Source organism: Gilliamella sp. Pra-s52, assembly GCF_009795805.1.
Lineage (GTDB): Bacteria > Pseudomonadota > Gammaproteobacteria > Enterobacterales > Orbaceae > Gilliamella.
Genome location: NZ_WTEY01000001.1, coordinates 310,433 through 335,527 on the forward strand (window position 1 = coordinate 310,433; position 25,095 = coordinate 335,527).

General features: G+C 33.3%; 26 protein-coding genes. 15 read left to right on the forward strand and 11 right to left on the reverse strand.

Annotated elements, in window-relative coordinates; translation table 11 throughout:
- Positions 1-332: 332 nt before the first annotated feature.
- On the reverse strand, positions 333-1,118 hold the full coding sequence (locus GQ594_RS01425; RefSeq protein WP_160411132.1) for an SDR family NAD(P)-dependent oxidoreductase: 786 nt from the start codon (positions 1,116-1,118) through the stop codon (positions 333-335).
- Between the two features lie 115 nt (positions 1,119-1,233).
- On the reverse strand, positions 1,234-1,911 hold the full coding sequence (locus tag GQ594_RS01430; RefSeq protein WP_160411133.1) for an NADPH-dependent F420 reductase: 678 nt from the start codon (positions 1,909-1,911) through the stop codon (positions 1,234-1,236).
- A gap of 107 nt (positions 1,912-2,018) precedes the next feature.
- On the opposite strand from GQ594_RS01430, the gene GQ594_RS01435 reads away from it, so the two are divergent.
- Positions 2,019-2,909: a LysR family transcriptional regulator gene (locus GQ594_RS01435; protein ID WP_160411134.1), complete on the forward strand. Its 891-nt coding sequence runs from the start codon at positions 2,019-2,021 to the stop codon at positions 2,907-2,909.
- 72 nt (positions 2,910-2,981) lie between these two features.
- Here the strand turns inward: GQ594_RS01435 and tolC are convergent, their stop codons facing one another.
- Positions 2,982-4,328, reverse strand: a complete 1,347-nt coding sequence (gene tolC / locus GQ594_RS01440; RefSeq protein WP_160411135.1) for an outer membrane channel protein TolC — start codon at positions 4,326-4,328, stop codon at positions 2,982-2,984.
- Between the two features lie 138 nt (positions 4,329-4,466).
- Between tolC and nudF the strand changes: the two genes are divergently transcribed.
- Both nudF and cpdA read left to right on the forward strand, forming a co-directional pair.
- Positions 4,467-5,096 carry an ADP-ribose diphosphatase gene (gene nudF / locus GQ594_RS01445; protein ID WP_160411136.1) on the forward strand — a complete coding sequence of 210 codons (630 nt, stop codon included), beginning with the start codon at positions 4,467-4,469 and terminating at the stop codon, positions 5,094-5,096.
- A gap of 168 nt (positions 5,097-5,264) precedes the next feature.
- A complete protein-coding gene (gene cpdA / locus GQ594_RS01450; protein ID WP_160411137.1) occupies positions 5,265-6,095 on the forward strand; it encodes a 3',5'-cyclic-AMP phosphodiesterase in 831 nt (276 codons plus the stop codon).
- Positions 6,096-6,133: 38 nt separating this feature from the next.
- Here the strand turns inward: cpdA and cls are convergent, their stop codons facing one another.
- The 5 genes from cls to fldA form a co-directional block, all read right to left on the reverse strand.
- Positions 6,134-7,597, reverse strand: a complete 1,464-nt coding sequence (gene cls / locus GQ594_RS01455; RefSeq protein WP_160400333.1) for a cardiolipin synthase — start codon at positions 7,595-7,597, stop codon at positions 6,134-6,136.
- Between the two features lie 6 nt (positions 7,598-7,603).
- On the reverse strand, positions 7,604-8,059 hold the full coding sequence (yciA, locus tag GQ594_RS01460; RefSeq protein WP_160400334.1) for an acyl-CoA thioester hydrolase YciA: 456 nt from the start codon (positions 8,057-8,059) through the stop codon (positions 7,604-7,606).
- Between the two features lie 25 nt (positions 8,060-8,084).
- On the reverse strand, positions 8,085-8,630 hold the full coding sequence (locus tag GQ594_RS01465; protein ID WP_160400335.1) for an inner membrane-spanning protein YciB: 546 nt from the start codon (positions 8,628-8,630) through the stop codon (positions 8,085-8,087).
- Positions 8,631-8,699: 69 nt separating this feature from the next.
- Positions 8,700-9,158, reverse strand: a complete 459-nt coding sequence (fur, locus tag GQ594_RS01470; RefSeq protein WP_160400336.1) for a ferric iron uptake transcriptional regulator — start codon at positions 9,156-9,158, stop codon at positions 8,700-8,702.
- 78 nt (positions 9,159-9,236) lie between these two features.
- Positions 9,237-9,749, reverse strand: coding sequence for a flavodoxin FldA (gene fldA, locus GQ594_RS01475; RefSeq protein WP_160411138.1), 513 nt, complete (start codon positions 9,747-9,749; stop codon positions 9,237-9,239).
- 177 nt (positions 9,750-9,926) lie between these two features.
- Between fldA and sucC the strand changes: the two genes are divergently transcribed.
- The 11 genes from sucC to hslU all read left to right on the forward strand — a co-directional run bounded on the left by sucC (position 9,927) and on the right by hslU (position 19,793).
- A complete protein-coding gene (sucC, locus tag GQ594_RS01480; RefSeq protein ID WP_160411139.1) occupies positions 9,927-11,096 on the forward strand; it encodes an ADP-forming succinate--CoA ligase subunit beta in 1,170 nt (389 codons plus the stop codon).
- Positions 11,097-11,123: 27 nt separating this feature from the next.
- Positions 11,124-11,996 carry a succinate--CoA ligase subunit alpha gene (sucD, locus tag GQ594_RS01485; protein ID WP_160411140.1) on the forward strand — a complete coding sequence of 291 codons (873 nt, stop codon included), beginning with the start codon at positions 11,124-11,126 and terminating at the stop codon, positions 11,994-11,996.
- A gap of 99 nt (positions 11,997-12,095) precedes the next feature.
- Complete coding sequence (locus GQ594_RS01490) at positions 12,096-13,667, forward strand: cytochrome ubiquinol oxidase subunit I (RefSeq protein WP_160411141.1); 1,572 nt, start codon at positions 12,096-12,098, stop codon at positions 13,665-13,667.
- Positions 13,668-13,687: 20 nt separating this feature from the next.
- The gene (gene cydB, locus GQ594_RS01495) at positions 13,688-14,824 is read left to right on the forward strand and encodes a cytochrome d ubiquinol oxidase subunit II (RefSeq protein ID WP_160411142.1); all 1,137 of its coding nucleotides are present in this window, start codon (positions 13,688-13,690) and stop codon (positions 14,822-14,824) included.
- A gap of 10 nt (positions 14,825-14,834) precedes the next feature.
- Positions 14,835-14,945, forward strand: coding sequence for a cytochrome bd oxidase small subunit, CydX/CbdX family (locus GQ594_RS01500; protein WP_160411143.1), 111 nt, complete (start codon positions 14,835-14,837; stop codon positions 14,943-14,945).
- Positions 14,946-15,130: 185 nt separating this feature from the next.
- Complete coding sequence (ybgC, locus tag GQ594_RS01505) at positions 15,131-15,526, forward strand: tol-pal system-associated acyl-CoA thioesterase (RefSeq protein WP_160400343.1); 396 nt, start codon at positions 15,131-15,133, stop codon at positions 15,524-15,526.
- Positions 15,523-16,194, forward strand: coding sequence for a protein TolQ (tolQ, locus tag GQ594_RS01510; protein WP_160400344.1), 672 nt, complete (start codon positions 15,523-15,525; stop codon positions 16,192-16,194). The genes ybgC and tolQ overlap by 4 nt, the downstream gene beginning before the upstream one ends.
- A 2-nt stretch (positions 16,195-16,196) precedes the next feature.
- Positions 16,197-16,619 carry a colicin uptake protein TolR gene (tolR, locus tag GQ594_RS01515; RefSeq protein ID WP_160411144.1) on the forward strand — a complete coding sequence of 141 codons (423 nt, stop codon included), beginning with the start codon at positions 16,197-16,199 and terminating at the stop codon, positions 16,617-16,619.
- Positions 16,620-16,646: 27 nt separating this feature from the next.
- Positions 16,647-17,762 carry a cell envelope integrity protein TolA gene (gene tolA / locus GQ594_RS01520; RefSeq protein ID WP_160411145.1) on the forward strand — a complete coding sequence of 372 codons (1,116 nt, stop codon included), beginning with the start codon at positions 16,647-16,649 and terminating at the stop codon, positions 17,760-17,762.
- Positions 17,763-17,915: 153 nt separating this feature from the next.
- Positions 17,916-18,443: an ATP-dependent protease subunit HslV gene (gene hslV / locus GQ594_RS01525; RefSeq protein WP_160411146.1), complete on the forward strand. Its 528-nt coding sequence runs from the start codon at positions 17,916-17,918 to the stop codon at positions 18,441-18,443.
- Positions 18,444-18,464: 21 nt separating this feature from the next.
- Entirely contained in the window at positions 18,465-19,793 is a 1,329-nt protein-coding gene (hslU, locus tag GQ594_RS01530; RefSeq protein ID WP_160411147.1) for an HslU--HslV peptidase ATPase subunit, read from the forward strand.
- Between the two features lie 53 nt (positions 19,794-19,846).
- Here the strand turns inward: hslU and asmA are convergent, their stop codons facing one another.
- The 3 genes from asmA to mltA all read right to left on the reverse strand — a co-directional run bounded on the left by asmA (position 19,847) and on the right by mltA (position 23,506).
- The gene (gene asmA / locus GQ594_RS01535; protein WP_160411148.1) at positions 19,847-21,733 is read right to left on the reverse strand and encodes an outer membrane assembly protein AsmA; all 1,887 of its coding nucleotides are present in this window, start codon (positions 21,731-21,733) and stop codon (positions 19,847-19,849) included.
- A 32-nt stretch (positions 21,734-21,765) separates the two neighbouring features.
- Positions 21,766-22,347 (reverse strand): dCTP deaminase, encoded by a 582-nt coding sequence (dcd, locus tag GQ594_RS01540; protein WP_160411149.1) that lies wholly within the window; start codon positions 22,345-22,347, stop codon positions 21,766-21,768.
- A 70-nt stretch (positions 22,348-22,417) separates the two neighbouring features.
- The gene (gene mltA, locus GQ594_RS01545) at positions 22,418-23,506 is read right to left on the reverse strand and encodes a murein transglycosylase A (protein WP_160411150.1); all 1,089 of its coding nucleotides are present in this window, start codon (positions 23,504-23,506) and stop codon (positions 22,418-22,420) included.
- Positions 23,507-23,703: 197 nt separating this feature from the next.
- Here mltA and cycA point away from each other — a divergent pair, with 197 nt between their 5' ends.
- Positions 23,704-25,077 carry a D-serine/D-alanine/glycine transporter gene (cycA, locus tag GQ594_RS01550; RefSeq protein WP_160411151.1) on the forward strand — a complete coding sequence of 458 codons (1,374 nt, stop codon included), beginning with the start codon at positions 23,704-23,706 and terminating at the stop codon, positions 25,075-25,077.
- Positions 25,078-25,095: the final 18 nt, after the last annotated feature.

Here is a 25,095-nt window from a genome sequence, read left to right on the forward strand (position 1 = left end):
TGCTTATCAATTGATGGCTTTATTAAGTTTATTATTGATAGGTTTTTATTAATATTTTAGTAAGCCTTTTTTAGGATAAACAGATAAAACCGATATCTAATGTCACATTAAAATAATTACCTCAAGGTAAATCGTTTGTTGACGTTGATGGTGTTTGCTGTGGTGAAAAGTTAGAAGGCTGTTATTTAGAAATGGCCTTTAATTATAATGGCTGTTATATTTTTATTTTTAACTTAAAATGGGCAATCAAAATAACGATTGCCAAAGTTTAATTTTGTTAAAAATCATATGTTGCTGTTTGATTTAACATTGCATGTAAATTCGTTATTGTTTTAATTTTGATTTTCTGACGGATTTCCTGAATAAGGAAATATGCTGTCTTTTAGTGAAAAAGAGAAATCTTTAGTATTAATCTCGCCAATAATGTTGTTACTATCGTATAAAGCCAGTAAAAATTCGGCCATTTGCTTGGCTGTATGGTACTTTGTAAAACTCGTATCGTAGTTGTATTCACTGACATTATTGGCTTTTTCACCAAATTCTGTTTTTGTTGCAGCGGGAGCTAATACCTTTGCGGTTAATTGGGCATTAGCTTGCTTTAATTCCTGTGCTAGCCCTTCGGTAAAGGCGTTGACATAGAATTTTGTTGCGCAATAGGTTACTGCATTGGGAACGATAGTATATCCGCCTCGTGAGGAGATATTTATGAGTTGTGTTCCGGGTTCATTTTGATATTTACGTACATATAGTGTTGAAAAAATCGTTAGAGTTTCAATATTTAAATGAAGCATTGATTCTATTTTTACTAAATCTTGATCACGAACACTGCCGTAATGACCAAAACCAGCATTATTAATCCATGTTTCAATAAAATAGTTGCTTAAATCATTAAAAAGGGAATAAGCGTTGGTTGGCTGTGATAAATCACAAACTTTTATAATTACTTCTAATGTTGGGTTAATTTTTGCTATTTCTTGTCGTAAATGTTCTAAATTTTCTTGTCTTCTTGCTGTAATAATAAGGTTTTTATTTCGTTTGGCAAAGGCAAGGGCGGTTGCATAACCTATGCCAGAACTGGCGCCGGTTATAACAGTATATCTTTTATTTGGATTGATCATTTTTATTTCCTTTAATTAATATTTCAAATTTCTTTTTAAGTAACACTATTTAACCTATTGAATAGGCGATAAATGTGTCTTCATTATGATAGAAGAAAGGGCTTATTTTGATTTTTTATCTTTGTTGATTATTTGTTTGCCATGAATTATGCGGTACTTCAAATTCTCTTGTGGTTTGTGCTATAGCATCACTTAACTGCTGACGATTTAGTGGTATGCAATAGGCTGGTTTTGCTCGTTCAAATCGCCAACTGTCTGATAAAGTACCTACATCAATATAATCATAGCCGATATTTTCTAGTAGATTGATAACAGTCTGTTTGGCGGCTAAATCGTTTCCAGCGATAGGAATTGCTCTTCTATCGGATTGATCATTAGGTTTTGCATCTTTAACAACATCTTTAGCAAGAATTGCATTGAAGACTTTAACGACTTTGGACTTATTAAGATGTTTGGCCACTAACTCACTGGTTGTTATTTCATATTTATCTAATGGTTCTAAATACCCATCGCGTTCAGGGTAATAGTTAGTAGCATCAAGTACTATTTTGCCTCGGAGTAATTCAGTGGGTAACTGTGTATAATTGATAAAAGGAATAGCAACGAGAATGATATCAGCAAATTTAATGGCTTCTTCTTGGCTTCCAATTTGACAGTTTAAGCGTGTAGCTACACTAAATAGTGTACTTTTATCTCTAGAATTGCTTAGCATAACTTGATAACCTGCTTGCATAAATAGTGTTGCGCAAGCTTGACTGACAAATCCTGCACCTATAATGCCGATTTTTTTCATATATTTACTCCTTTTAGATATTCGCTTGATTTATGCTATGATATTTGTAAAATAAAAAGTAATAAATATCTTAAAAGTTGTTTTATTAACAACTATCGGTTGGTAATATGGATTTATTTAGGAGTATGGAAGCTTTTGTATTGACTGTAAAAACAGGTTCATTTGCATCAGCTTCTATTTCATTAAATACCTCTCCTCAAATGGTTGCGAAATATATTCTTTTTTTAGAAACGCAATTAGGGCTAAAGTTACTTAATCGAACAACTCGCTCACAAAATCTTACTGAATTTGGTAAGCAGTATTATGAACGTTGCTTAAGTATTTTGGGTGAAGTTAAAGCTACCACTATGCTTGCACAACAATTTTTAGACGAACCTAGTGGAGTGCTTAGAATTAGTGCACCATTTACGTTTGGTAATTCTGCTTTAGTGTCACTAATTAGTCGGTTTCTAAATTGTTATCCAAAAATTAGTGTTGATATTCAGTTGAGTGATCATTATGTTGATTTAGTTAAGGATGGTTTTGATATCGCGTTTCGTATTGGTGATTTGAGTGATTCTAGCCTCATTGCTCGTAGACTTAATCCTCATCAACTTATTTTTGCTGCTTCACCAAATTATTTGGCAGAATATGGTATTCCACTAACACCATATGATTTGAAACAACATCGGTGTTTGGTTTATCAGTATGCTAATCAAAATAGCAAAGACTATATTTGGCCATTTATGATTAATGGTGAATTAATTAATATTCCTATATCAGGATCATTTCAAAGCAATCAGACGTCGGCTTTAGCGATAGCGGCAATTGAAGGATTAGGTATCACAATGTTACCTGAAGCTATGTTACAAGAACCGATCACGCAAAAGAAATTACTTCCTGTATTACAGTCATTTTTACCACCCGCGAAGCAGCTTAATATGCTTTACACAGCTGATTGTCAGCAACTACCAAAGTTAAAAGCATTTATTGAATTTGTGCTGAATGCGATGGCTTGAGTGATAATTACGTTTAAATATAATAAAAAAGGCGATTATTTCGCCTTTTTTATTATATAACTAATACGATAATTATTTTATAGTTACTAAAGTGCTAACTTCTTTTCCTAACATATTGTTTAGATAGACTAAATCGTCTGCAGTTAATGTGCCAACAGCATATTTAAGTTGTAGTAGACTAGTTAAGTAATTATATTTTGCATCAGATAAGTTTCGTTTAGAATTATATAGTTGTGTAGTAGCATTTAATACATCAACAATGGTTCGTGTTCCAACTTGATAACCCGAATTGGTGGCGTTTAATGAACTTTGCGCAGAAACGACGGCTTGTTGATAAGCTTTAATTGCACTAATGGATGATGAAATATTATTGTACGATGAACGGACTTGATTAATAACACTACGATTAGTGCTTTCTAGTTTTTCGCTGAAACTTACATAGTTTTGTTGGGCTTGTTCAACTTTAGACATTGTTGCTCCACCTGAAAATATAGGTAGATTTACACTGACGCCAACATAGTTGTTCCCTGAATAAGATTTGCCACCATGTGCACCTGGTGCTATGTTGTTACCATATCTATCAGTTTTATTTAAATTTGTCGATGCATCTAAACTTGCTGTTGGTAAATGACCTGATTGTGAGAGTTTGATTTGCTCACGTGCTATGTCTTGATTTAACCTCATTGTTAATAAATTAAGATTAGACGTTTCAGATTGTTTTAATAATGTACTGATTTGTGTTGGGGTTTCAGTTTTAAATGTATTACTGTTAATACTTGCTAAATTTGAATAAAAACGACCACTTACTTGGCGTAAATTTTCGATTGCATTGTTTAACTCATTTAATGCGTTAACTTGTTGAGCTACAGTCAGATCATAGTTTGCTTGAGCATTTTGTACATCAGTAATTGCTACTAAACCAACTTGATGTTGTTGGCGTGTTTGCTCTAATTGGCGCCCAATTGCTTTTTTCTGTGCATCAATAAAGCTTAATGCATCAAGTGCTTTTAACACATTAAAATAAGCAACAGAAGTATTTAAGATTAATGTTTGACCTTGGTATTGATAGGCAATATCGGCAATACTTGCTTGTTTTTTAGTAATATCTAAGGCTTTCCAATTTGAGAAATTAAAAATGCTTTGTGATACTGCGATTTGGTATAAGTTGCCGCTTTTAGATTTTATACCACTGTTATCACGTCGACCATGATTAACACCATAAGAAGCGCTCAAACCAATCTGTGGTAGCAAACTCGCTCGAGAACCAGAAATTGCTGCATATGCTTTGTTTTTTTCAGCTAATGAACTGCGTAGATCTGGATTAGTTTCTTTTGCCTGTTCATAAACTTGTATTAAATTTTCAGCAAAGACAGATTGGCTTAATATTAAGCCGACTAAAAAGGTTAAAGTTTTTTTCATCAATCTTCTCTTTAAAAATCATTAAAATATAGTAGTATTTTTAATGGTATAATTTTAGCAGATAATTAACATATAGTAAGCATAGTTTATGTCTATTCGCACTTTTTATTCAAATTCAATTTAAATTTGGGATTTTATATGAAAATTAAAGGTAATCCAGTTCGTTTTGATAAAAACGATGTGGTTAATTTGACTAAGAAAGTTTTGTATAAAGGTTTTTTTTCTTTATTTGAATATCGTTTTCAATATCGTAAATTTGATGGTTCAATGAGCGAAGTTGTAGCTCGTGAAATTTTGGAACGTGGTCATGCGGTTGTACTTTTAGCTTATGATGCTAAACGTGATGACGTTGTATTAATTGAACAAATTCGAATTGCCGCTATTGAAACTCAAGATAGTCCATGGATGCTAGAACTTATTGCCGGTATGATGGATCATGAAAATGAGTCATATGAAGATGTAGCAAGGCGTGAAGCTATGGAGGAAGCCGGAGTCACTGTAGGTAGATGTAAACCTATAATCAGTTATTTGGCATCACCAGGAGGTTTGACTGAACGACTGCATATTTTGGTGGGTGAAGTTGATTCATCAACCGCTAAAGGTATTCACGGCCTAGCTGAAGAAAACGAAGATATTAAAGTTCATGTTGTAAGCCGATCTCAAGCTTATCAATGGGTAGAAGATGGAATTATTAATAATGCTGCATCCATTATTGCACTTCAATGGTTAGAGCTTAATCATGAGTCATTAAAAAAAGAGTGGAAATAATTTTTTAATGATTAGATTTAATTATTTCTTTCATAAAAGTGTGATCTATTTTACACTTTAATATAACACTAGGATTTATAATAAAAATTATGTTTCCAGTCACAATGTTTATTTTGTTGCTGACATTATTAACCATAATTATAGATTGATAAATAATTGGGGTAAATTTTGGAGTCATTTTTAAAACTTCCAATTCGGAATAGAAATTACGGTAGAATATTACATATAACTGATACTCATCTTTTTTCAGATGATGATAGCTCGTTGTTGGGAGTTCATTCTAATGCTAGCTTTTTATCAGTTATTAATGAAATTGAACGTAGTAACAAGAAGTTTGATTTGATTGTAGCGAGTGGTGATTTTGTTCAGGACGGTTCTAAAAAAGCTTATGCCCGTTTTGCTAAGCAAATAAATAAGTTTAATACGCCTTGTGTATGGTTGGCTGGTAACCATGATAATTATGCTTATATGCAAGATGTATTTGATAACTATCAACTTGCCGATAATAAAATAGTTCAACTAGGAAGCAAATGGTTAATTGTTTTATTAAATAGCCAAGTTGTGGGGCAGGCTTATGGTTTTTTACCAGAATCTGAACTTGAGTTTTTACAAAATGCTTTAACTAAATACTCTTCTAGATATGTGTTAGTTTTTTTACATCATCATCCAATTAGTTCTGGCTGCCATTGGTTAGATCAGCACATTTTGAAAAATAGTGGACAATTAGAGCAGATTATTCAACAACATCCTAATATAAAGGGAATTGGTTGGGGCCACATTCATCAAAAACAGGATTATATTTGGCATCATTGTAATGCTTTTTCAACGCCTTCAACTTGTTTTCAATTTAAACCTGAATGCTATGATTTTCAATTATCAAGTGACGATGCTCCCGGTTGGCGAGAAATTAAACTTAATGCTGATGGTTCTATCGAGAGTGATGTTTATAGATTAACAAACAATCAGTTTTTACCAGATATTTCTCAGAATGGTTATTAATAAATAATAAAGGGGATGCTTGAAGAACTAAATAAAAATTATAGTAATGGTGCAAAAAAGTAAAACAGCCGTTCAACAACCCGTTGCCAAATTGGGCGTTGGTTCCATTCTTCAGTTTTTACTTTATCTGAGTTAGATAAATATTTTTTTAAGAGCAATGCTAACGATTTAGCGAATTCTATGTCATCAATCACTGTTGTGATTTCAAAATTAAGCCATAAGCTACGCATATCTAAATTAACAGTACCAACAAGACTTAGCTGGTTATCGATTAGAACGCTTTTTGTGTGTAATAGGTTATCATTGAATTGATAGAGTTTTACACCACCATTTAATAATTCAGAAAAAAATGCTCGGCTTGCCCATTTTACCATTAGTGAGTCATTTTTTTTGGGGATGATGATGATGACTTCTACTCCCCTTTGAGCTGCGGTACAGACAGCATGTAAAATATCATCGCTAGGTACTAAATAAGGTGTTGTAAAAATAATTTGGTCTTGTGCTGAATAGATCGCTGTTAATAACACTTGGTGAATCATGTTTTCCATATAACCTGGGCCAGATGCTATTAATTGCATTATGTGTTTTTTATCCTCTGGTGGTTCGGCGAAGTCGGTTATTTTGGGTAGAGTTAAATGTTTGCCTGTTTCTAGTTCCCAATCACTGGCGTATATGGCACTCATTAACGTTGTTATAGGGCCATTCATTCTGACCATAATATCAACCCATTCACCAACATGTTTATTTTGTTTAAAAAAGCGAGGATCAACTATATTCATACTGCCAGTATAGGATATATAATTGTCGATGATGGCTACTTTTCGGTGTTGGCGTAAGTCCAGTCGTCTAAACATAAATCGAAGTAAGTTTACTTGTAAAGCTTCAACAATGATAATTCCTGCATCACGCATTCTTTTATTCGCATCAGTTTTTATAAAATGTCTGCTACCTGCAGAATCAACCATTAATCGACAAGTTACACCTCGCTTAGTTGCTTGTATTAGTGCTTGTTCAACATCATCAGCACGACCACCTTCATTCCAGATATAAAATACCATTTCGATATTTGATGTTGCTTTATTTATATCGTCAATTAAACGGTCAAAAATTTCGTTAGTTTCGCTTAGTAGTTCGATGTGATTACCATTAATTCCATCAAGACCTGTTTGGTGTTTGCAAAGTTGAAAAATTGGTTTACTTACTTGACTAACATTACTGGTAAAAATATCAGAAAATTCACTTAGACGATTAATAAACTTTGAAATAGTTGGACGCATTTTTTGCGCCCGTTTAACGCGTTGTTGTCCTAAGTGAGCCTCTCCTAGGGCAAAATAAAGGAACACTCCGACAAGTGGTAATATATAAATAACTAACATCCATGCAATGACATAAGTTGTTGGTCTTCGTTTGAAGACGATCCGTAATGTTGTTGAAACAATGATCAACCAATAAACAAAAAAGATCAAAGTGCTAATTAAAGCATGAAATGTGGTAAATTGCATACTTAGTTAATTATTAGTTAAGTTTAATTTAGTAAGCGGATCTTTAGTGCAATCATAATTTTGAAAAACTTCTGGTAATGGTTTGGGGTTATTATGCTTATCAACTGAAACATAAGTAAATACAGCATCGGTTATGCAAAAACGTTCTGTAGTATCAAATGTATCAATGACTTTTTTTACCCAAACCTCAATACCAATGGTGATAGATGTTTTTCCTGTTTTAATGCATTGTGCGTAACAACAAACAACATCCCCTACCATTGCTGGTTTGTAAAATGTAATACTACTAGCATTAACTGTTACAACTCGATTTCTAGCGATCTCTTTTGATAAAATACCACCAGCAAGATCCATTTGAGACATGATCCACCCGCCAAAAATATGTCCATGGGGATTGGTGTCTGCAGGCATAGCCAGAGTTCTTAGGACTAGTTGTCCCTTAGGGGCTATATTTTGTGTCATGCTAAAATACTCCATTTGTACTATATTATTGTTTATTGTCTATATCTTTATTCATATTTTTATAGATGTAGATACCTGATATTAAAGACAATAGTAACGATGCGCCAGGTAAAATAAATACTTTAAATATCCAGAAAAAATTATCTGTAGTGTAATAGGTCGCACCTAAACTAATTGTGCCACATAATATAAAGAAAACGACCCATAATAAATTTAGTTTATTCCAAATATTTGTATCTAGTTGTATTTCTTTACTGAGCATTTTTTGAAGTAGGTTTTTTTTGAAAATAAATTGGCTAACTAATAACGCCATAGCAAATAAGAAATTAATAATAGTTACTTTCCATTTGATTATATTAGGGTCACGCATATAAAGTGTGAATCCACCAAAAACCATGATCATCAGATAAGAAATTAACTCTATTTTATCTATTTTTCTATATAAAATAAGAATAAGAAGAAAGCATACTGTTGCTGCGATCATTAATGCTTGAACGCCCACAAAGACGTCGTACATTGTTAAAAAAATAAAAAAGAATACAAGAGGAATAAAGTTTAAAAGCTGTTTCATTTAAGTATTAACCTAGTAAAAAGGTAAGTTGTCATATTTTAAATAAGCAAAAAGCCTATTGGAATAGGCTTATTTTTTGTGATGAAGTTCAGGATGCGCTTTACAATTACCAGATTGGCAATGCCCATAAAGGTATAAGCTGTGATAAGTTAACTTAACACCATATTGTTCTGCGATTTCTTTTTGTCTAGCATTGATAATATCATCGCGAAACTCAAACACTTCGCCACAATCCAAGCAAATTAAATGATCGTGATGTTGTTGTGTCGCTAGTTCAAAAACTGCCTTGCCACCTTCGAAGTTATGGCGAGTGACAATTCCAGCATCATCAAACTGGTTCAAAACACGATAGACGGTTGCAAGCCCAATTTCTTCACCCATATCAAGTAGTTTTTTATAAAGATCTTCTACTGTGATATGTTGGCATGAAGGATCTCGTAATAATTCTAAAATCTTCAATCGTGGTAACGTAACCTTTAAACCAGCGCTTTTCAGAGCTGCATTATTATCATTATCGTGATTAGTCATATTACTTCCCGTTAAGTTATAAATATTTAACCATTATAGAAACTATATATGGTAAATAAAAGAAATCGTTTTAATAGATTAAATTTTCATTTCTATTTTGACTTGATTAACCCAATTGTTGATGCGTTCTTCAGTTAACTCTGGTTGGCGATCTTCGTCAATCGCTAAACCAATAAAGTGAGTGTCGTCAACCAAGCTTTTTGATGCTTCAAAACTATAGCCTTCAGTTGACCAGTGCCCAACGATTTTTGCACCTTTAGGTTCGATAATATCACGAAGTGTACCCATAGCATCACAGAAATATTCGGCGTAATCTTCTTGATCGCCACAACCAAAAATAGCTACCACTTTACCGTTAAAGTCAACTTTTTCTAAATTTGGAAAAAAATCGTCCCAGTCGGCTTGCGATTCACCATAGTACCAAGTTGGAATTCCAAAAAATAGATAATCATATTGCTCAATGTCTTCTTTAGTTGTTTTGGCTATGTCAAAAATGTCAGATTTGTCATTACCCAAAGCTAGTTGGATTTGTTTTGCTACATTTTCTGTATTACCTGTGTCACTACCAAAAAAGATACCAACTTGTTTCATATTTTTACCTTTACTATTTACGATATTAAGATATTTTTAGAAGTATATCATTGTCACTAACTATCAGCAATAATCCTAACTTACGCTAAACATAAGTTATTATTTGCTATACAATTTATTTATGTTGAATTAAAATTGTTGTCTATTTTATGTTAACTTAGGCTGTGGAATTCGTTTATGAACTTGCATGAATATCAATCTAAATGTCTTTTTAAACAATATAATTTACCCATACCAGAAGGATATGTTTGTAACTCAATTGGTGAAGTACAAGATATATTAGCTGAATTATCTTCACAGAAAGATTTAGGTACTTGGGTGGCTAAATGTCAGGTTCATGCAGGAGGGCGAGGTAAAGCCGGTGGCGTTATTTGTACTCAAAATTATAGTGAGATAAAGCAGTTTGCTGAAAAATGGTTGGGGCAATATTTAGTTACTTATCAAACAACCGATAAAGGCCAACCAGTTAACAAAATTTTAATTGAAAAAGCGTCTAATATTCATAAGGAATTGTATTTGGGGGCAGTGGTTGATCGTAGCTCTAAGCGTGTTGTAATTATGGCTTCAACAGAAGGTGGTGTTGACATTGAAAGTGTTGCTGAAAAATCGCCACATTTAATTTATAAAACCTCGCTTGATCCTTTAACTGGACCTTGTGCTTTTCAAGCTCGAGAGCTTGCATTCAAATTGGGACTGACAGGTAAATTAGTGAACCAATTTACAAAGCTGTTTGTCAATTTTGCAAAGCTTTTTTTAGAAAATGATGTTTCATTAGCCGAAGTTAATCCTTTAGTAATTACTGATTCAGATGAACTTATTTGTTTAGATGCAAAAGTGGTTTTAGATGATAATGCTATTTTTAGACATCCTAACTTAAATGTTTTAAGAGATACAACGCAAGAAGATGAGCGTGAATCAATCGCTGCAAAACAAGGTATTAGCTATGTATCATTAAATGGCAATATTGGTTGTATGGTTAATGGTGCAGGTCTTGCGATGGCAACTATGGATATTATTAAACTGCATGGCGGTGAGCCAGCTAACTTTTTGGATGTCGGTGGAGGCACAACGAAAGAACGCGTTGCAGAGGCATTTAAATTGATATTATCTGACAAAAATGTGAAAGCAATTTTGGTTAATATTTTTGGTGGTATTGTTCGTTGTGATTTAATTGCTGATGGTATTATTAGTGCAATTAAGGAAATTGGTCTTACTGTTCCTGTTGTTGTTCGTCTTGAAGGTAATAACGCTGTACTTGCTAGAGAAATTCTCGCTAAAAGTAAATTAAATATTATTACTGCTGAAAGTTTAATAGATGCGGCCCAAAAAATCGTTGCTGTTGCTTAATAATAGGACGCATGGAGAATAGTTATTATGTCAATTTTAGTTAATAAAGAAACCAAAGTTATTTGCCAAGGGTTTACCGGTAGTCAAGGTACTTTTCATTCACAGCAAGCGCTTGATTATGGTACTAAGTTAGTCGGTGGGGTGACACCGGGTAAAGGCGGTTCAACACATTTAGGTTTGCCAGTTTTTAACACTGTTAAAGAGGCTGTTGATGTAACAGGGGCGACGGCAAGCGTTATTTATGTACCAGCAGCATTTGGTAAAGATTCTATTTTAGAAGCGATTGATGCAGGTATTAAATTAATTGTTTGTATTACTGAGGGTATTCCAACTTTAGATATGCTTGTTGTTAAAGAAAAACTACAACAAAATGATGTTGTTATGATCGGACCAAATTGCCCCGGTATTATTGTTCCTGATGAATGTAAAATAGGTATTATGCCTGGACATATTCACCTAGCAGGGAAAGTGGGGATTGTTTCTCGCTCTGGTACATTAACTTATGAAGCGGTTAAACAAACAACGGATATTGGTTTGGGGCAATCTGTGTGTGTTGGTATTGGCGGTGACCCTATTCCTGGTAGTGATTTTATTTCTATTTTAGCATTACTTGAACAAGATCCTAAAACTGAAATCATTGTTATGATTGGTGAAATTGGTGGTAGTGCCGAAGAAGAGGCAGCTGAATACGTTAAAAAACACGTAACTAAACCCGTTGTAGCTTATATTGCAGGTGTTTCTGCTCCATCAGGGAAACGTATGGGACATGCTGGTGCAATTATTTCAGGAAATAAGGGGACAGCGGCTGAAAAATCTAAAGTATTGCAATCTGCAGGCATTACAGTTGTAAAAAGTCTTACCGATATCGGCGATGCTGTGAACAAACAAATTAAGATATAGATTTTTTGATGTACATCAATTTTTATTCTGTAATTATCAGTGTATAATAGCAGTCAATAACGTAAAATTTTGTGAGCATTTAAGGATTAGGGAGCGCTTATGTTAGATATAGTAGAACTTTCACGCCTCCAGTTTGCACTTACTGCAATGTATCATTTTATTTTTGTTCCATTAACGCTAGGTTTAGCGTTTATGCTAGCAATTATGGAAACCGTATATGTTGTTAGTGGTAAGCAAGTCTGGAAAGATATGACGAAGTTTTGGGGCAAATTGTTTGGTATTAACTTTGCCGTAGGTGTAGCAACTGGTTTAACCATGGAGTTTCAATTTGGCACTAACTGGTCTTATTATTCACACTATGTGGGTGATATTTTTGGTGCACCATTAGCGATTGAAGGTTTAATGGCTTTCTTCCTTGAATCAACAATGGTTGGTTTATTCTTTTTTGGTTGGGATAGATTGAGTCGCGGTAAACATTTAATGGTGACTTGGTGTGTTGCATTTGGTTCTAATCTCTCAGCACTTTGGATATTAGTTGCTAATGGTTGGATGCAGTTTCCGGTGGGTTCTGAGTTTAACCCTATCAATTCACGTATGGAAATGGCCAATTTTTTCGAGTTAATTACTAACTCAGTTGCTCAATATAAATTTGTTCATACTGTAGCAGCAGGTTATTTAACTGGTGCGATTTTTGTATTAAGTATTAGTTCTTATTATCTACTAAAAAAACGAGATATTGGATTTGCAAAACGTTCCTTTGCTGTGGCAGCTACATTTGGTTTTATCATGTCAATTGCTGTTGCCATTATGGGGGATGAAGCAGGGCACGAAATGACAACGGTTCAACCAGCTAAGCTTGCTGCCATTGAAGCTGAGTGGGAAACTCAACCTGCGCCAGCATCATTTAATGTTATTGCTTTTCCATCACAAAAAAATAAAGAAAATTTATTTTCAATAGAGATTCCTTATGCAATGGGTATAATGACCACTCGTTCATTTGATACTCAAGTAATCGGATTAAAAGATATATTAAAAAATAATGAAACTAGAATTCGTAATGGTATTTTAGCTTATACGAATTTGGAAAAAATTCAGCAAGGAAGTCAAGATCCAATAGTTCTTAAAACGTTTGAAGACAATAAATCTGATTTAGGTTATGGTTATTTAGTCAAACGTTTCACTGATCGGGATAATTTGACTATCCCTCAAGCAAAGGAAGAACATATCAAAGCAGCAACAGAGGATTCAATTCCTGCTGTTTGGCCATTATTTTGGGCTTTTAGAGGCATGGTCGGTTTTGGTTTGTTAATGATTTTGGGAACAGGTATCGCTTTATGGACTACCTATAAAAATAAAATCGGCGAAAAACGTTGGTTATGCCGTTTATTGATTCTATTTTTACCTTTACCATGGTTAGCCTGTGAATGTGGTTGGTTTGTGGCTGAATATGGCCGTCAACCATGGGCAATTCAAGATATTTTACCAACAGGCGTAGCAAATTCTTCCTTAACTCCAGGTGAAGTATTATTTACTATGGTGCTTATTTGTGGGCTTTATACTTTGTTCTTGGTTGCAGAAATGTTCTTGATGTTTAAGTTTGCTCGTTTAGGTCCAAGCTCTTTAGGTACAGGCAACTATTATTATGAAAAAACACAACCAATATCAGAATAAAGCATAGGGGAGTATATACAATGATTGATTACGAAATTGTACGTGTCATCTGGTGGGTGCTGATTAGTGTTGTTTTAATCGGTTTTGTTGTCACTGATGGTTTTGATATGGGCGTGGGTATCTTATTACCGTTTATTGGTAAAACTGACACTGAACGTCGAATTATGATAAACGCAATTGCTCCCCATTGGGATGGTAACCAAGTTTGGTTAATTACTGCTGGTGCGGGAATATTCGCTGCTTGGCCTATGGCATATGCAGCCTCGTTTTCTGGCTTTTATATTGCAATGATTTTAGTGCTTTGTGCGCTGTTTTTTCGACCAATTGGTTTTGATTATCGCAGTAAATTAGAAAATTCAAAATGGCGTAATTTATGGGATACTGGTATTTTTGCTGGTAGCTTTGTGCCAGCATTGGTTTTTGGTGTTGCTTTTGGTAATTTATTAGAAGGTGTTCCATTCCGATTTGATAACTCTTATCGCGTGTTCTATGAGGGTAACTTCTTTGGTTTGCTTAACCCTTTTGCGTTGTTGACTGGTGTTGTTAGCTTAATGTTATTTGTTGCTCATGGTGGCGCATGGTTACAAATGAAAACATCAGGTGAACTTTATTTAAGAGCCAGAAAGGCTACACAAATCGCTAGCTTAATTATGTTAATTGCTTTCGTTTTAGCGGGAGTTTGGGTTGCATTTGGTATTCATGGTTATGAAATTACTAGTATCATCGATTATGATGCAGCATCACAACCGTTAAATAAAACTGTGTCTACTGATGCATCATGGTTAACTAATTATATGAATTACCCTATTTTATGGATAGTGCCTGCTTTGGGGATTGTGTTACCACTGTTGACTATTCTTTTTTCTGGTTTAAATAAAAATGCATTAGTTTTTGTTTCATCTATATTAACAATTGCATGTGTTTTATTTACCTATGGTATTGCAACTTTCCCATTTATTATGCCATCAAGCATTATGCCGAACGCAAGTTTGACAATATGGGACGCATCATCAAGTCAATTAACACTTAATATTATGTTTATTGTCGTTCTTATATTTTTGCCTATTGTTCTTTTTTATACCATTTGGTCATATATCAAAATGTTTGGACGGTTAGACAAAAATCATATCGAAAATAATAAGCATTCACTTTATTAAGGAAGATATTATGTATTACGTTTTATGGTTTATAGGACTGATTGCGGCATGTATGTTATCTGCTGTAACTGGTTTATGGGTTGAACGCGATAGTAATGAAAAAGAATCTAATAACAAGTAGTATTTGTTATAGAATAATAGAAAAGTAATAAAAAGGTGACGAAAAGTCGCCTTTTTAGTTGTTGCAAAAGATATTAATCATAAATTGTAATGATAATTGTTTTCATTTGTTTTTTTTTATATCATAATGCAGCAAATTTTATATTTAGATATAATGTAATCAAATATAGTTAGTGCGATTTTGATATGAAAAAATTCAATTGGAATGCAAGAGTTTATTATGAAGATACAGATGCTGGTGGTGTAGTTTATCATGCACGTTATCTTGCTTTTTATGAACGAGCAAGGACAGAAATACTAAGACAGTTTAATATTAACCAGCAAATGTTATTGCAAGAAGGTATTGCTTTTGTGGTAAAAAAGATGGATATTGGTTACCATTTTCCAGCTCGTTTAGATGATATGTTGTCTATTGAGACTTGCATTGGGCAAGTTCGCAAGGCATCTATTGTTTTTAAGCAGACTATTTTTAATCAAAATAACCAAGTTATTAGTACAGCTGATGTCCTTATTGCTTGTGTAAATATTACGAAAATGAAGCCATGTGGGCTTCCTAAGTTACTAGTTTTGGAGTTTATATGAATATTATTGATCTGTTTTTGCAAGCAGGTTTGTTAGTTCAAGCTGTCATGTTGCTGCTGCTTACTTTTTCTATTATGTCATGGGCTATTATATTTCAAAGAACTAAAATTTTAGGTAAAGCTAAAAAACAAATTGAGCAATTTGATAATAATTTTTGGACAGCTGATGATTTAAATGTGTTATTTGATAAAGCAAAATTTCATAAAGAAGAAATTAGTGGTACAGAACATATTTTCTATTCAGGTTTTAAAGAATTTTCAAGACTGTATCAAATTAACCCTAATATGGCTGAGTCAGCTTTAGATGGATCATTGCGTTCTATGCGTTTAGCGATGAATCGTGAGCTTGATAACCTAGAATTACATATTCCTTTTTTGGGCACGGTGGGATCCATTAGTCCATATATTGGTTTGTTTGGGACTGTTTGGGGAATTATGCATGCATTTATTTCTTTGGGTGAAGCTAAACAAGCCACATTAAAATTGGTTGCTCCTGGTATTGCTGAAGCATTGATTGCAACAGCTATTGGTTTATTTGCTGCTATTCCAGCGGTACTTGCTTATAATCGTTTATCATTAAGAGTGAGTCGAATTGAACAAAGCTACCTTAACTTTATTGATGAATTTTCAGCAATTTTACAACGTCAAGCTGTTGCTGTTAGGAAATAATTATGAGCAGACGTTCATCACGTTTTTCAATTAAATCTGAAATTAATATAGTACCTTTACTCGATGTGCTTTTGGTATTAGTGCTTATTTTTATGGCAACAGCTCCAATTATTAGTCAAAGTGTTGAAGTTGATTTGCCTGAAGCATCGGAGTCTAAAACGGTTTCGCCTTCTGAAAATAAACCGATTATTATTGAAGTTTCTGGTGTAGGTATATATACGTTGATTATTGACCAAGATCGTCAAAGTAATTTATCACAAGAACACATTATTGCAGAAGTTAAGCAACAGATGATTCTTAACGAAAAAGCTGTTTTTTTAGTTGGTGGTGCTAAAGATGTTCCATATGAAGAAATTATAAAAGCGTTGAATTTATTACAATCTGCTGGTGTTAAGTCTGTAGGATTAATGACTCAACCAATTTAAATAATATAATATAGCAAGAAGTCAGCAATGTCTTATAAACCAAATTCAAAATTAAGTATAGCTATTATAATATCCATTATATTACATGCAATTTTATTGGCTGTTTTGGGTTATAAAGCTATGCATTCTAATGATACTAACTATGGTAACGCTAATGGTAATTCTATAGATGCTATTATGGTTGATTCTTCGGTCATGACCGAACAGTATCAAAGGCAATTAAAAACCCAAGTTAGTCAAAAAGAAGCTGAACAAAAAAGACAGCAACAAATAGATAATCAGGCTCGTGAGCTACAAGAGCAACAACTGGCTCAGCAACAACGACTTAAAGAATTAGAAAGAGAGCGCATAAAAGTAGAGGAATTGCAGAGAAAAGAAGCTGAAGCAGCGAAAGCTGCACAGATAGCAAGGCAAAAAGAAGAAGAGGAGCGAAAAGCTAAAGAACAATTAGAATATCAGACAAGGGAGGCTGAAAAACAGCGCTTAGAGCAAGAGCAGGCTGAATTTGTAAAACAGAAAGCTGAACAAGAAGCTAAATTAAAAGCAGAGCGAGAATTATTAGATAAACAGCGTGAAGAAAATCAACGTAAGCAAGAAGAACTAGCAAAACAAAAAGCTGAACAAGAGGCTAAAGCAAGAGCTGAGCGAGAACTTATTGAAAAACAAAAAATTGAAAATCAGCGTAAACAAGAAGAGCTAATTAAGCAAAAGGAAGATCAAGCAAAAAAGCAAGCCGCTGAAAAAGCTGCTGCCGAAAAAGCAAGAAAAGCCGCACAAGCTAAAAAAGATAAAGAACTCGATAACTTGTTAGGTGGGTTGACATCTGGTACTCCTAGTCCGTCTGGTGGATCGGCTAGTCGTAAAGGCGTTTCAGATGGAGCACTTGATAAATATAAGTCTTTGGTTCAAAATGCTATTAGTAATAAATTTATTAATCCCAACAAATTATATAGTGGTCGTAATTGTGTATTAGAAATTCAAATAGCACCTGATGGTTTATTACTCGATGTTACTGCGAAAGGTGGTGATGAAGCATTATGTCGAGAAGCACTTTCTGCTACTAAACAAGCTGTAATTCCAAAACCTACAAGTGCATTTTATGATCAAGTAAAAATAATGAAAATTGATTTTCAACCGAAATAATTTTATATGCAGACACGATGTTTCTAAAGTTTCTAATTTTTTGCAATAAATTATCAATATTCTCTAATAAAAATATTGAATTTATATTAATCATCCCAATATATCGTCTATCCATTCTGAATCAAATTATTTAAGTTAAAAAAGGAACAGAACATGACAACAATTGTCAGTGTCCGTCGTAAAGGGCAAGTCGTTATTGGTGGTGATGGTCAAGTCACGTTGGGCGAACGTATTATTATGAAAGGTAATGCCCGTAAAGTTCGTCGTTTATATAATAACAAAGTGATTGCAGGATTTGCTGGTGGTACTGCCGATGCTTTCACTTTATTTGAGCTATTTGAGCGAAAATTAGAAATGCACCAAGGGCATTTAACTAAAGCTGCTGTTGAATTAGCTAAAGATTGGCGAACAGATAGAATGTTACGTAAACTAGAAGCTTTATTGGCTGTTGCTGACGAAAGTACATCACTTATTATTACAGGTACTGGTGACGTTATACAACCAGAAGATGATTTAATTGCTATTGGTTCTGGCGGTCCTTATGCTCAAGCGGCAGCTCGTGCTCTACTAGATAATACCTCACTTTCTGCTCACGATATTGTACAAAAATCGTTGTCAATTGCTGGTGATATTTGTGTATATACCAACAACTTTCAAACTATTGAAGAACTCAACTATTAATTGAACAAAGAGAATATTATTATGTCTGAAATGACTCCTCGCGAAATTGTAAGCGAATTAAACCAACATATCATAGGGCAAGATAAAGCAAAACGTTCTGTGGCCATTGCATTACGTAATCGCTGGCGTCGTATGCAACTTGATGAAACATTACGCCATGAAGTTACACCTAAAAATATACTTATGATTGGACCAACGGGGGTTGGTAAAACTGAAATTGCAAGACGTTTAGCAAAATTAGCTCATGCTCCATTTATTAAAGTTGAAGCGACTAAATTCACTGAAGTTGGTTATGTAGGAAAAGAAGTCGATTCAATTATTCGTGATTTAACTGATTCTGCGGTAAAAATGATTCGCCAAGAAGCTATTGAACGCAATCGTAATCGAGCAGAAGAATTAGCTGAAGATCGTATTTTGGATGTGCTTGTAGCACCGGCTAAGGATGGTTGGGGACAAGTTGAAAATAATAATGATTCAACAGCAAGACAAGCTTTTCGTAAAAAACTACGTGAAGGTTCTCTTGATGATAAAGAGATAGAAATTGAGATAGCTGGTGTTAATATCGGTATTGAAATTATGGCTCCTCCAGGTATGGAAGAGATGACAAATCAATTACAGTCAATGTTTCAGAATTTAGGTGGGCAAAAAACAAAATCACGTAAAATGAAGATTAAAGATGCGTTTAAACAACTCATTGAAGAAGAAGCAGCTAAATTAGTTAATCCTGATGATCTCAAACATGCAGCTATTGAAGCAGTTGAGCAAAATGGCATAGTTTTTATTGATGAGATAGATAAAGTTTGCAAGCGCGGTAACTCATCGGGTCCTGATGTTTCACGTGAAGGAGTACAAAGAGATCTTTTACCATTAGTTGAGGGGTGTACTGTATCGACTAAACATGGGTCGGTTAAAACAGATCATATCTTGTTTATTGCATCAGGTGCTTTCCAAACCGCAAATCCATCTGATTTGATTCCTGAATTACAAGGTAGATTGCCAATTAGGGTTGAATTACAAGCTCTAACAAGTGAAGATTTTGAACGTATTTTAACTGAGCCAAATGCTTCACTTACTGTTCAATATAAAGCATTAATGGCAACAGAAGGTGTAAATATTGATTTTACTCCTGATGGTATTCGAAAAATAGCGGAATCAGCATGGCAAGTAAATGAACAAAATGAAAATATTGGTGCTCGTAGGCTGCATACTGTATTGGAACGTTTGATGGAAGAAATTTCATTTGAAGCTAGTGAACTTCATGGAAATACTATCATTATTGATGCTAAATATGTAAGTGATCATCTAGATAAACTTGTAGCAGATGAAGATTTAAGTAAGTTTATTTTATAAGGTAGTTTTAATTTTGATATAAAAAAGGTGATTTTAATTCACCTTTTTTATTGTTATTTTCCTAGTAATTCTCCTAAGATATCGGTTGCTTTTGCTTTTGCTTTTGCTTTTGAATTATTTTTAGAGTCGTGATTTTCTAATTTGTCACGAAGTTTATTTAAACGTTCTTGTAATTTATCACTAAGTACATCGGAAACTAATTTACCAATATTGATTTGATAGTGAAGATTAGCAAATTGACCATAAATACGCAGAGGTATTGTTAATTTTTGTAACTTTCCAATTGTTTCACTTTTACCATTCCAGCCTCCAAGCATTTTTAAGTTTAAATTAATATCTAAGTCTTGTTTTAATATTCCAACTCTTCCTGAACCATCAATGACATCAAGTGTTTCTGAATTAGCATTTAATGTAGTAAATTCTAAATTACCTTGTTTTAAGTAGGCATTTGCTAAAATTTTATGAAATTTGGTGTATTTCTCTTGGTTTTCAGGTGTCATAATATCTTTTGTATATTGAGCTACTGCATTTTGTATAATGCTTTGAATATTAATGTTTTTAAGTCTAGCATCTGTGACAGCAATCTCTAGATTTCCGCGTAAGTTAGTTAATAATTTGGAGCTTGATAAACTATTACTTTCTATATTCCCCGTAGCATTGAATAAGCCTTCTAAATCATTTGTGATATTTATTTGGCTAAAAAATGTGGTTAAATCAATGTTTGTTATTTTGGTATTAAGCTTTATTAGCGTACTTTTTTGTTTGCCATTCGCAATACCTGTTACTGCTACATGTCCTTTAGCAAAATCAAAATTAACATTTTTAATTGTTGCAATACCATCATTATTTGTTAGAGCAATATCAACATTGTTTAATATTATTTTGTTGGCATTCAATTGTTTAATACTTAATCTAGCTTTGGCGTTAAAAGTATTTAGAAAGCTTAATTCATTATCATTTTTTTTGATATTTGATACTACAGGTGAAGTTTGTTGGGTAGTTGCTTTTTTATCGGATTTCTCATTTATCTCTAAAAAGGAAGTCAGATCTATTTTATTTGAATTTAATTGTAAATCTATATATGGTTTATTTGTTAAATCGGCACTTATATCTCCAGTAAAATCATTTTCATTAATTGAAAATGATAAATTTTGGCTTTTTAGCAACATTGGGAGTTGTTGGTAGTTGAATATACAAGTAATATTACCTTTTAATTCTTTTTCCGAATTACTGATGCCCTTATAAGTAAAATCTAATTTTTTTAAATCGATTATTGTTTGCTTTGGAAATTGATTCAAATCGACAGAGGCGTGTGCTAGATAAGATATATTTTGTTGGTTTTTATCTATATTACCTTTTAAATCAATGAAAATATTTTTATCTTTATTTTGTTCTAGTGATAGGTTAATTTTTCTAAAATTAATAAGCTCATCATTATGTTGTAACATTACTGTGCTATCGGTAACTTCAAATTTATTTAGGTTAAATTCCCAATTGGATGTTTTTTTTTGATTTTTTGAATTAGTTGTTTCATTAGTGGCAGTATTGGATGGTGTCTTTATTTTATTTTTTGTAATAGTTCCTATACTTTCATCGGTAATGTTAATAACCGCTGATTTTATAAATATGTTTTTAACTGATAGCTTTTTTGAGAAAAGTGGTAATAATTCAACATCTAGCCTCATATTATCTGCTATTAAAATGGGTTTTTCAGCACCATCGTCAGATAGTTTTATTGAGTCGGTTAAAATGCTTACTTGTGGCCATATATGCCAGCGTAAATTTCCATTAATAGATAATTCATAACCTGTTTTATCTTTTACCGTATTAGAAATAAATCCACGAAAATTGTTAGGATCTACAAAGATAATAAGCGAAATAATACTTATTGAGATAATTAAGATTAAGGTAAATAGAGCAATCAAAAATTTTTTGATCATATTAATATTCCTTTTTTAAGGTTATAAACTGTTTAGTCTTTATCAATACGACTGGCGACTGCTCCATGTTGGTCTTTATATTTTGCATCCTGTCTTCTGTTATATGGTCTTGCAGAAGGTCCTGTTAATGTTTCAAAACTAAGTGCTCCGATTGTCATACCTGGTCTAAGTGCTAGTGGGATCTTTCCTGAATTGTAAAATTCTAATACAATTTGTCCTTGCCAACCAGGATCGATACGATGAGCCGTAACGTGGACCATTAGTCCAAGTCTGGCAAGTGACGAACGACCATCCAACCATCCGACCAAATCGTCAGGAATAGAAACTGATTCTAATGTTACTGCCAATGCTAATTCACCCGGATGAAGATAAAAGGCATCACCTTCGGGTAATACCATTTCTTCACTCATCACCCGTTCTAGTACTGCAGAGACTTCTTCTTTAGGTCCACTTAAATCTATGTAAGGAGTGGTATGTTCTCGAAAAGTTCTAAATTGGTTACCTAATCTAACATCAACGGTTGCACCATTAATAAAGTTTGTTGCAGGTTGTGGCGTTATTTTTAATTTACCATGTCGTAAATACGCTTCGATATCTCGGTCGCATAATCTCATGAGTTATCCTTAATTGGGCTTATATAACCTTATTTTAGCAGGTTCTTTTGATTGCGTCGATGTTAGTTGTTTAAGGTTTTATCACCCATGCGCGCCCATAATGGTTATAGTATCCTGCTAATTTACCCGGTTTTTCTCCGATGCCGAGGTAAAGGTCAAAATGATGTCCTTTAATTGCACCTCCTACATCAAGTGCTACCATTAAACGGATTTCTCGCTTACCGTGGTATTTTCCATTGTCATCAAGAAGAGGAACATCAACTAATACCACTGAACCAATTGGTATTAATGATTTATCAGAGGCTATAGAAGCATTAGCAACTAAAGGTACTGAAGCAGCGCCTTTTACCTCAGCATTATGTTGTGGTTTGAAAAAAATAAATGAGCGGTTTTGAATTAGTAAAGATTTAAGTTGTTCTTCGTTTTGATTTTTGGCCCAATCCTTGATTGATTGCATAGATATATTTTCTTTTTTTATTTCACCTTGTTCAACTAATAATCTTCCTATACTTGAATAACTATGATTATTTTTACCTCCATAGCAGAAAAAAACTAAAGGTGAACCATCTTCAAAATCAATATAAGCGCTACCTTGTACCTCCATAGTAAAGTTATCCATTAAAGAGTTGCTATAGGCTATTTCAAGTCCTTGACCAGTTAATGAACCATTATAAATTTGTTCACGATCTGGTAATTGTTCTCCATTATCAGTTGGCATTTTGTAAATCGGATATTTAAATTCTTCTGTTGGTTGATGTCTTGCTTTGATTATAGGGGTGTAATAGCCAGTTAAATGCACATTACCGTATCCATCTTGTCCAGCCATTTCATAACTATTAAGTCCAACTTTATAAAATTCATCAGTTTTTAAAGAGCGTTCAATCCACTCATTTATCGCTTTATAAATATGCTCATTTTTACGATATAATGCAGGGGATGATAATTTAATTTTTTCAATTTGGATAATGTAGTCTGATATATTGACAGGGATATTTAATTGAGGATGATTTCTGTTAAGTGGTAAAGATAGTTCTCCATCTTTATATTGTTGGCCTTGATTAGTTGGTTTATTTGAATTTTTTAGTATAAAAAATAGAACAAATAAAATAAATAAAATGCATAAAAAATAAAAACGATAATAACGAATGTTTTCTTTCATTTGAGTAAATAGTCATAATAAATTAAGGAATATAGTTATTTATGCTACACAATTCTATTATAAGAAACTAGCAATAAATATAATGTAATTATAAAAATTTTTCATAACGATTCAGCTTGCGATTTTATTCTATAGACTTTATAGTCCTATATTCCTAGAAAACCTAAAAATTGTGAAAATAAAAGGAAATAATAGCGATGAGCATTACATCCTCAAAGCATGATCTAAAGAGAAACCTTTCCAACCGTCATATTCAATTAATCGCAATTAGTGGAGCTATAGGGACCGGCTTGTTTATGGGCTCAGGAAAGACCATCAGTCTTGCTGGGCCTTCTATTATTTTTGTGTATATGATTATTGGTTTCATTTTATTTTTTGTTATGCGTGCGATGGGGGAAATTCTTCTTTCTAATTTGAATTATAAATCATTTAGTGATTTTTCTAATGATCTTTTAGGTTCTTGGGCTGGTTTTTTTACTGGTTGGACATATTGGTTTTGTTGGGTTGTTACAGGGATTGCAGACGTTGTTGCAATTGCTGGATATACTCAACATTGGTTTCCTGAATTACAGTCATGGATACCAATGTTGTTAACTATTGTGTTGCTATTAACTCTAAACTTATTAACAGTAAAAATGTTTGGTGAGACAGAGTTTTGGTTTTCAATGATTAAAATTATTGCAATTTTAGCCTTGATTGGAATTGGTTTGGTAATGATTTTAACTACTTTTTATTCAGAACAAACTAATACATCAGCTACATTTTCGAATCTATGGGAATATGGTGGATTTTTTCCTCATGGTTCTATGGGGTTTTTTGCAGGTTTTCAAATTGCTATTTTTGCTTTTGTAGGAATTGAATTAGTTGGTACAACAGCAGCTGAAACAGTTGACCCAAATAAAAATTTACCACGTGCTATTAATTCAGTGCCTGTGCGTATTATCTTTTTTTATGTTTTTGCTTTGATCATTATTATGAGTGTAACACCATGGACATTTATTTCTCCGAATAAAAGCCCTTTTGTTGAATTATTTACCTTAATTGGCCTACCTGCAGCTGCAAGTATCATTAATTTTGTAGTATTAACATCTGCTGCATCTTCAGCTAATAGTGGTATTTACTCAACAAGCAGAATGTTATTTGGGCTGGCTAAAAAACAGGATGCTCCAGAGCCTTTTGGTAAGTTGTCAAGTCGTTCAGTTCCTGCAAATGGTTTATTATTTTCGTGTATTTGTTTATTTGGTGGAGTTGTGTTGATTTATCTAGTACCTAATGTAATGGAGGCTTTTACCATAGTAACTACAATTTCGGCTATTTTATTTATGTTTATTTGGTCGATGATTCTTATTTCTTATATTGCTTATCGTCGTAAAAAAGAAAACTTGCATAAACAATCCCAATTTAAAATGCCGGGTGGAATTTTGATGAGTTATGTTTGTTTGGTTTTTTTTGCTTTAATGGTTTTGTTACTTAGTTTAGAAGCTGATACTCGTCAAGCATTAGTTGCAACGCCTATTTGGTTTATTATTTTAGGTGTGAGTTACTATATTCGATCTTTAAAACGTTCCTAATTAAGGCAGGAAAACCTG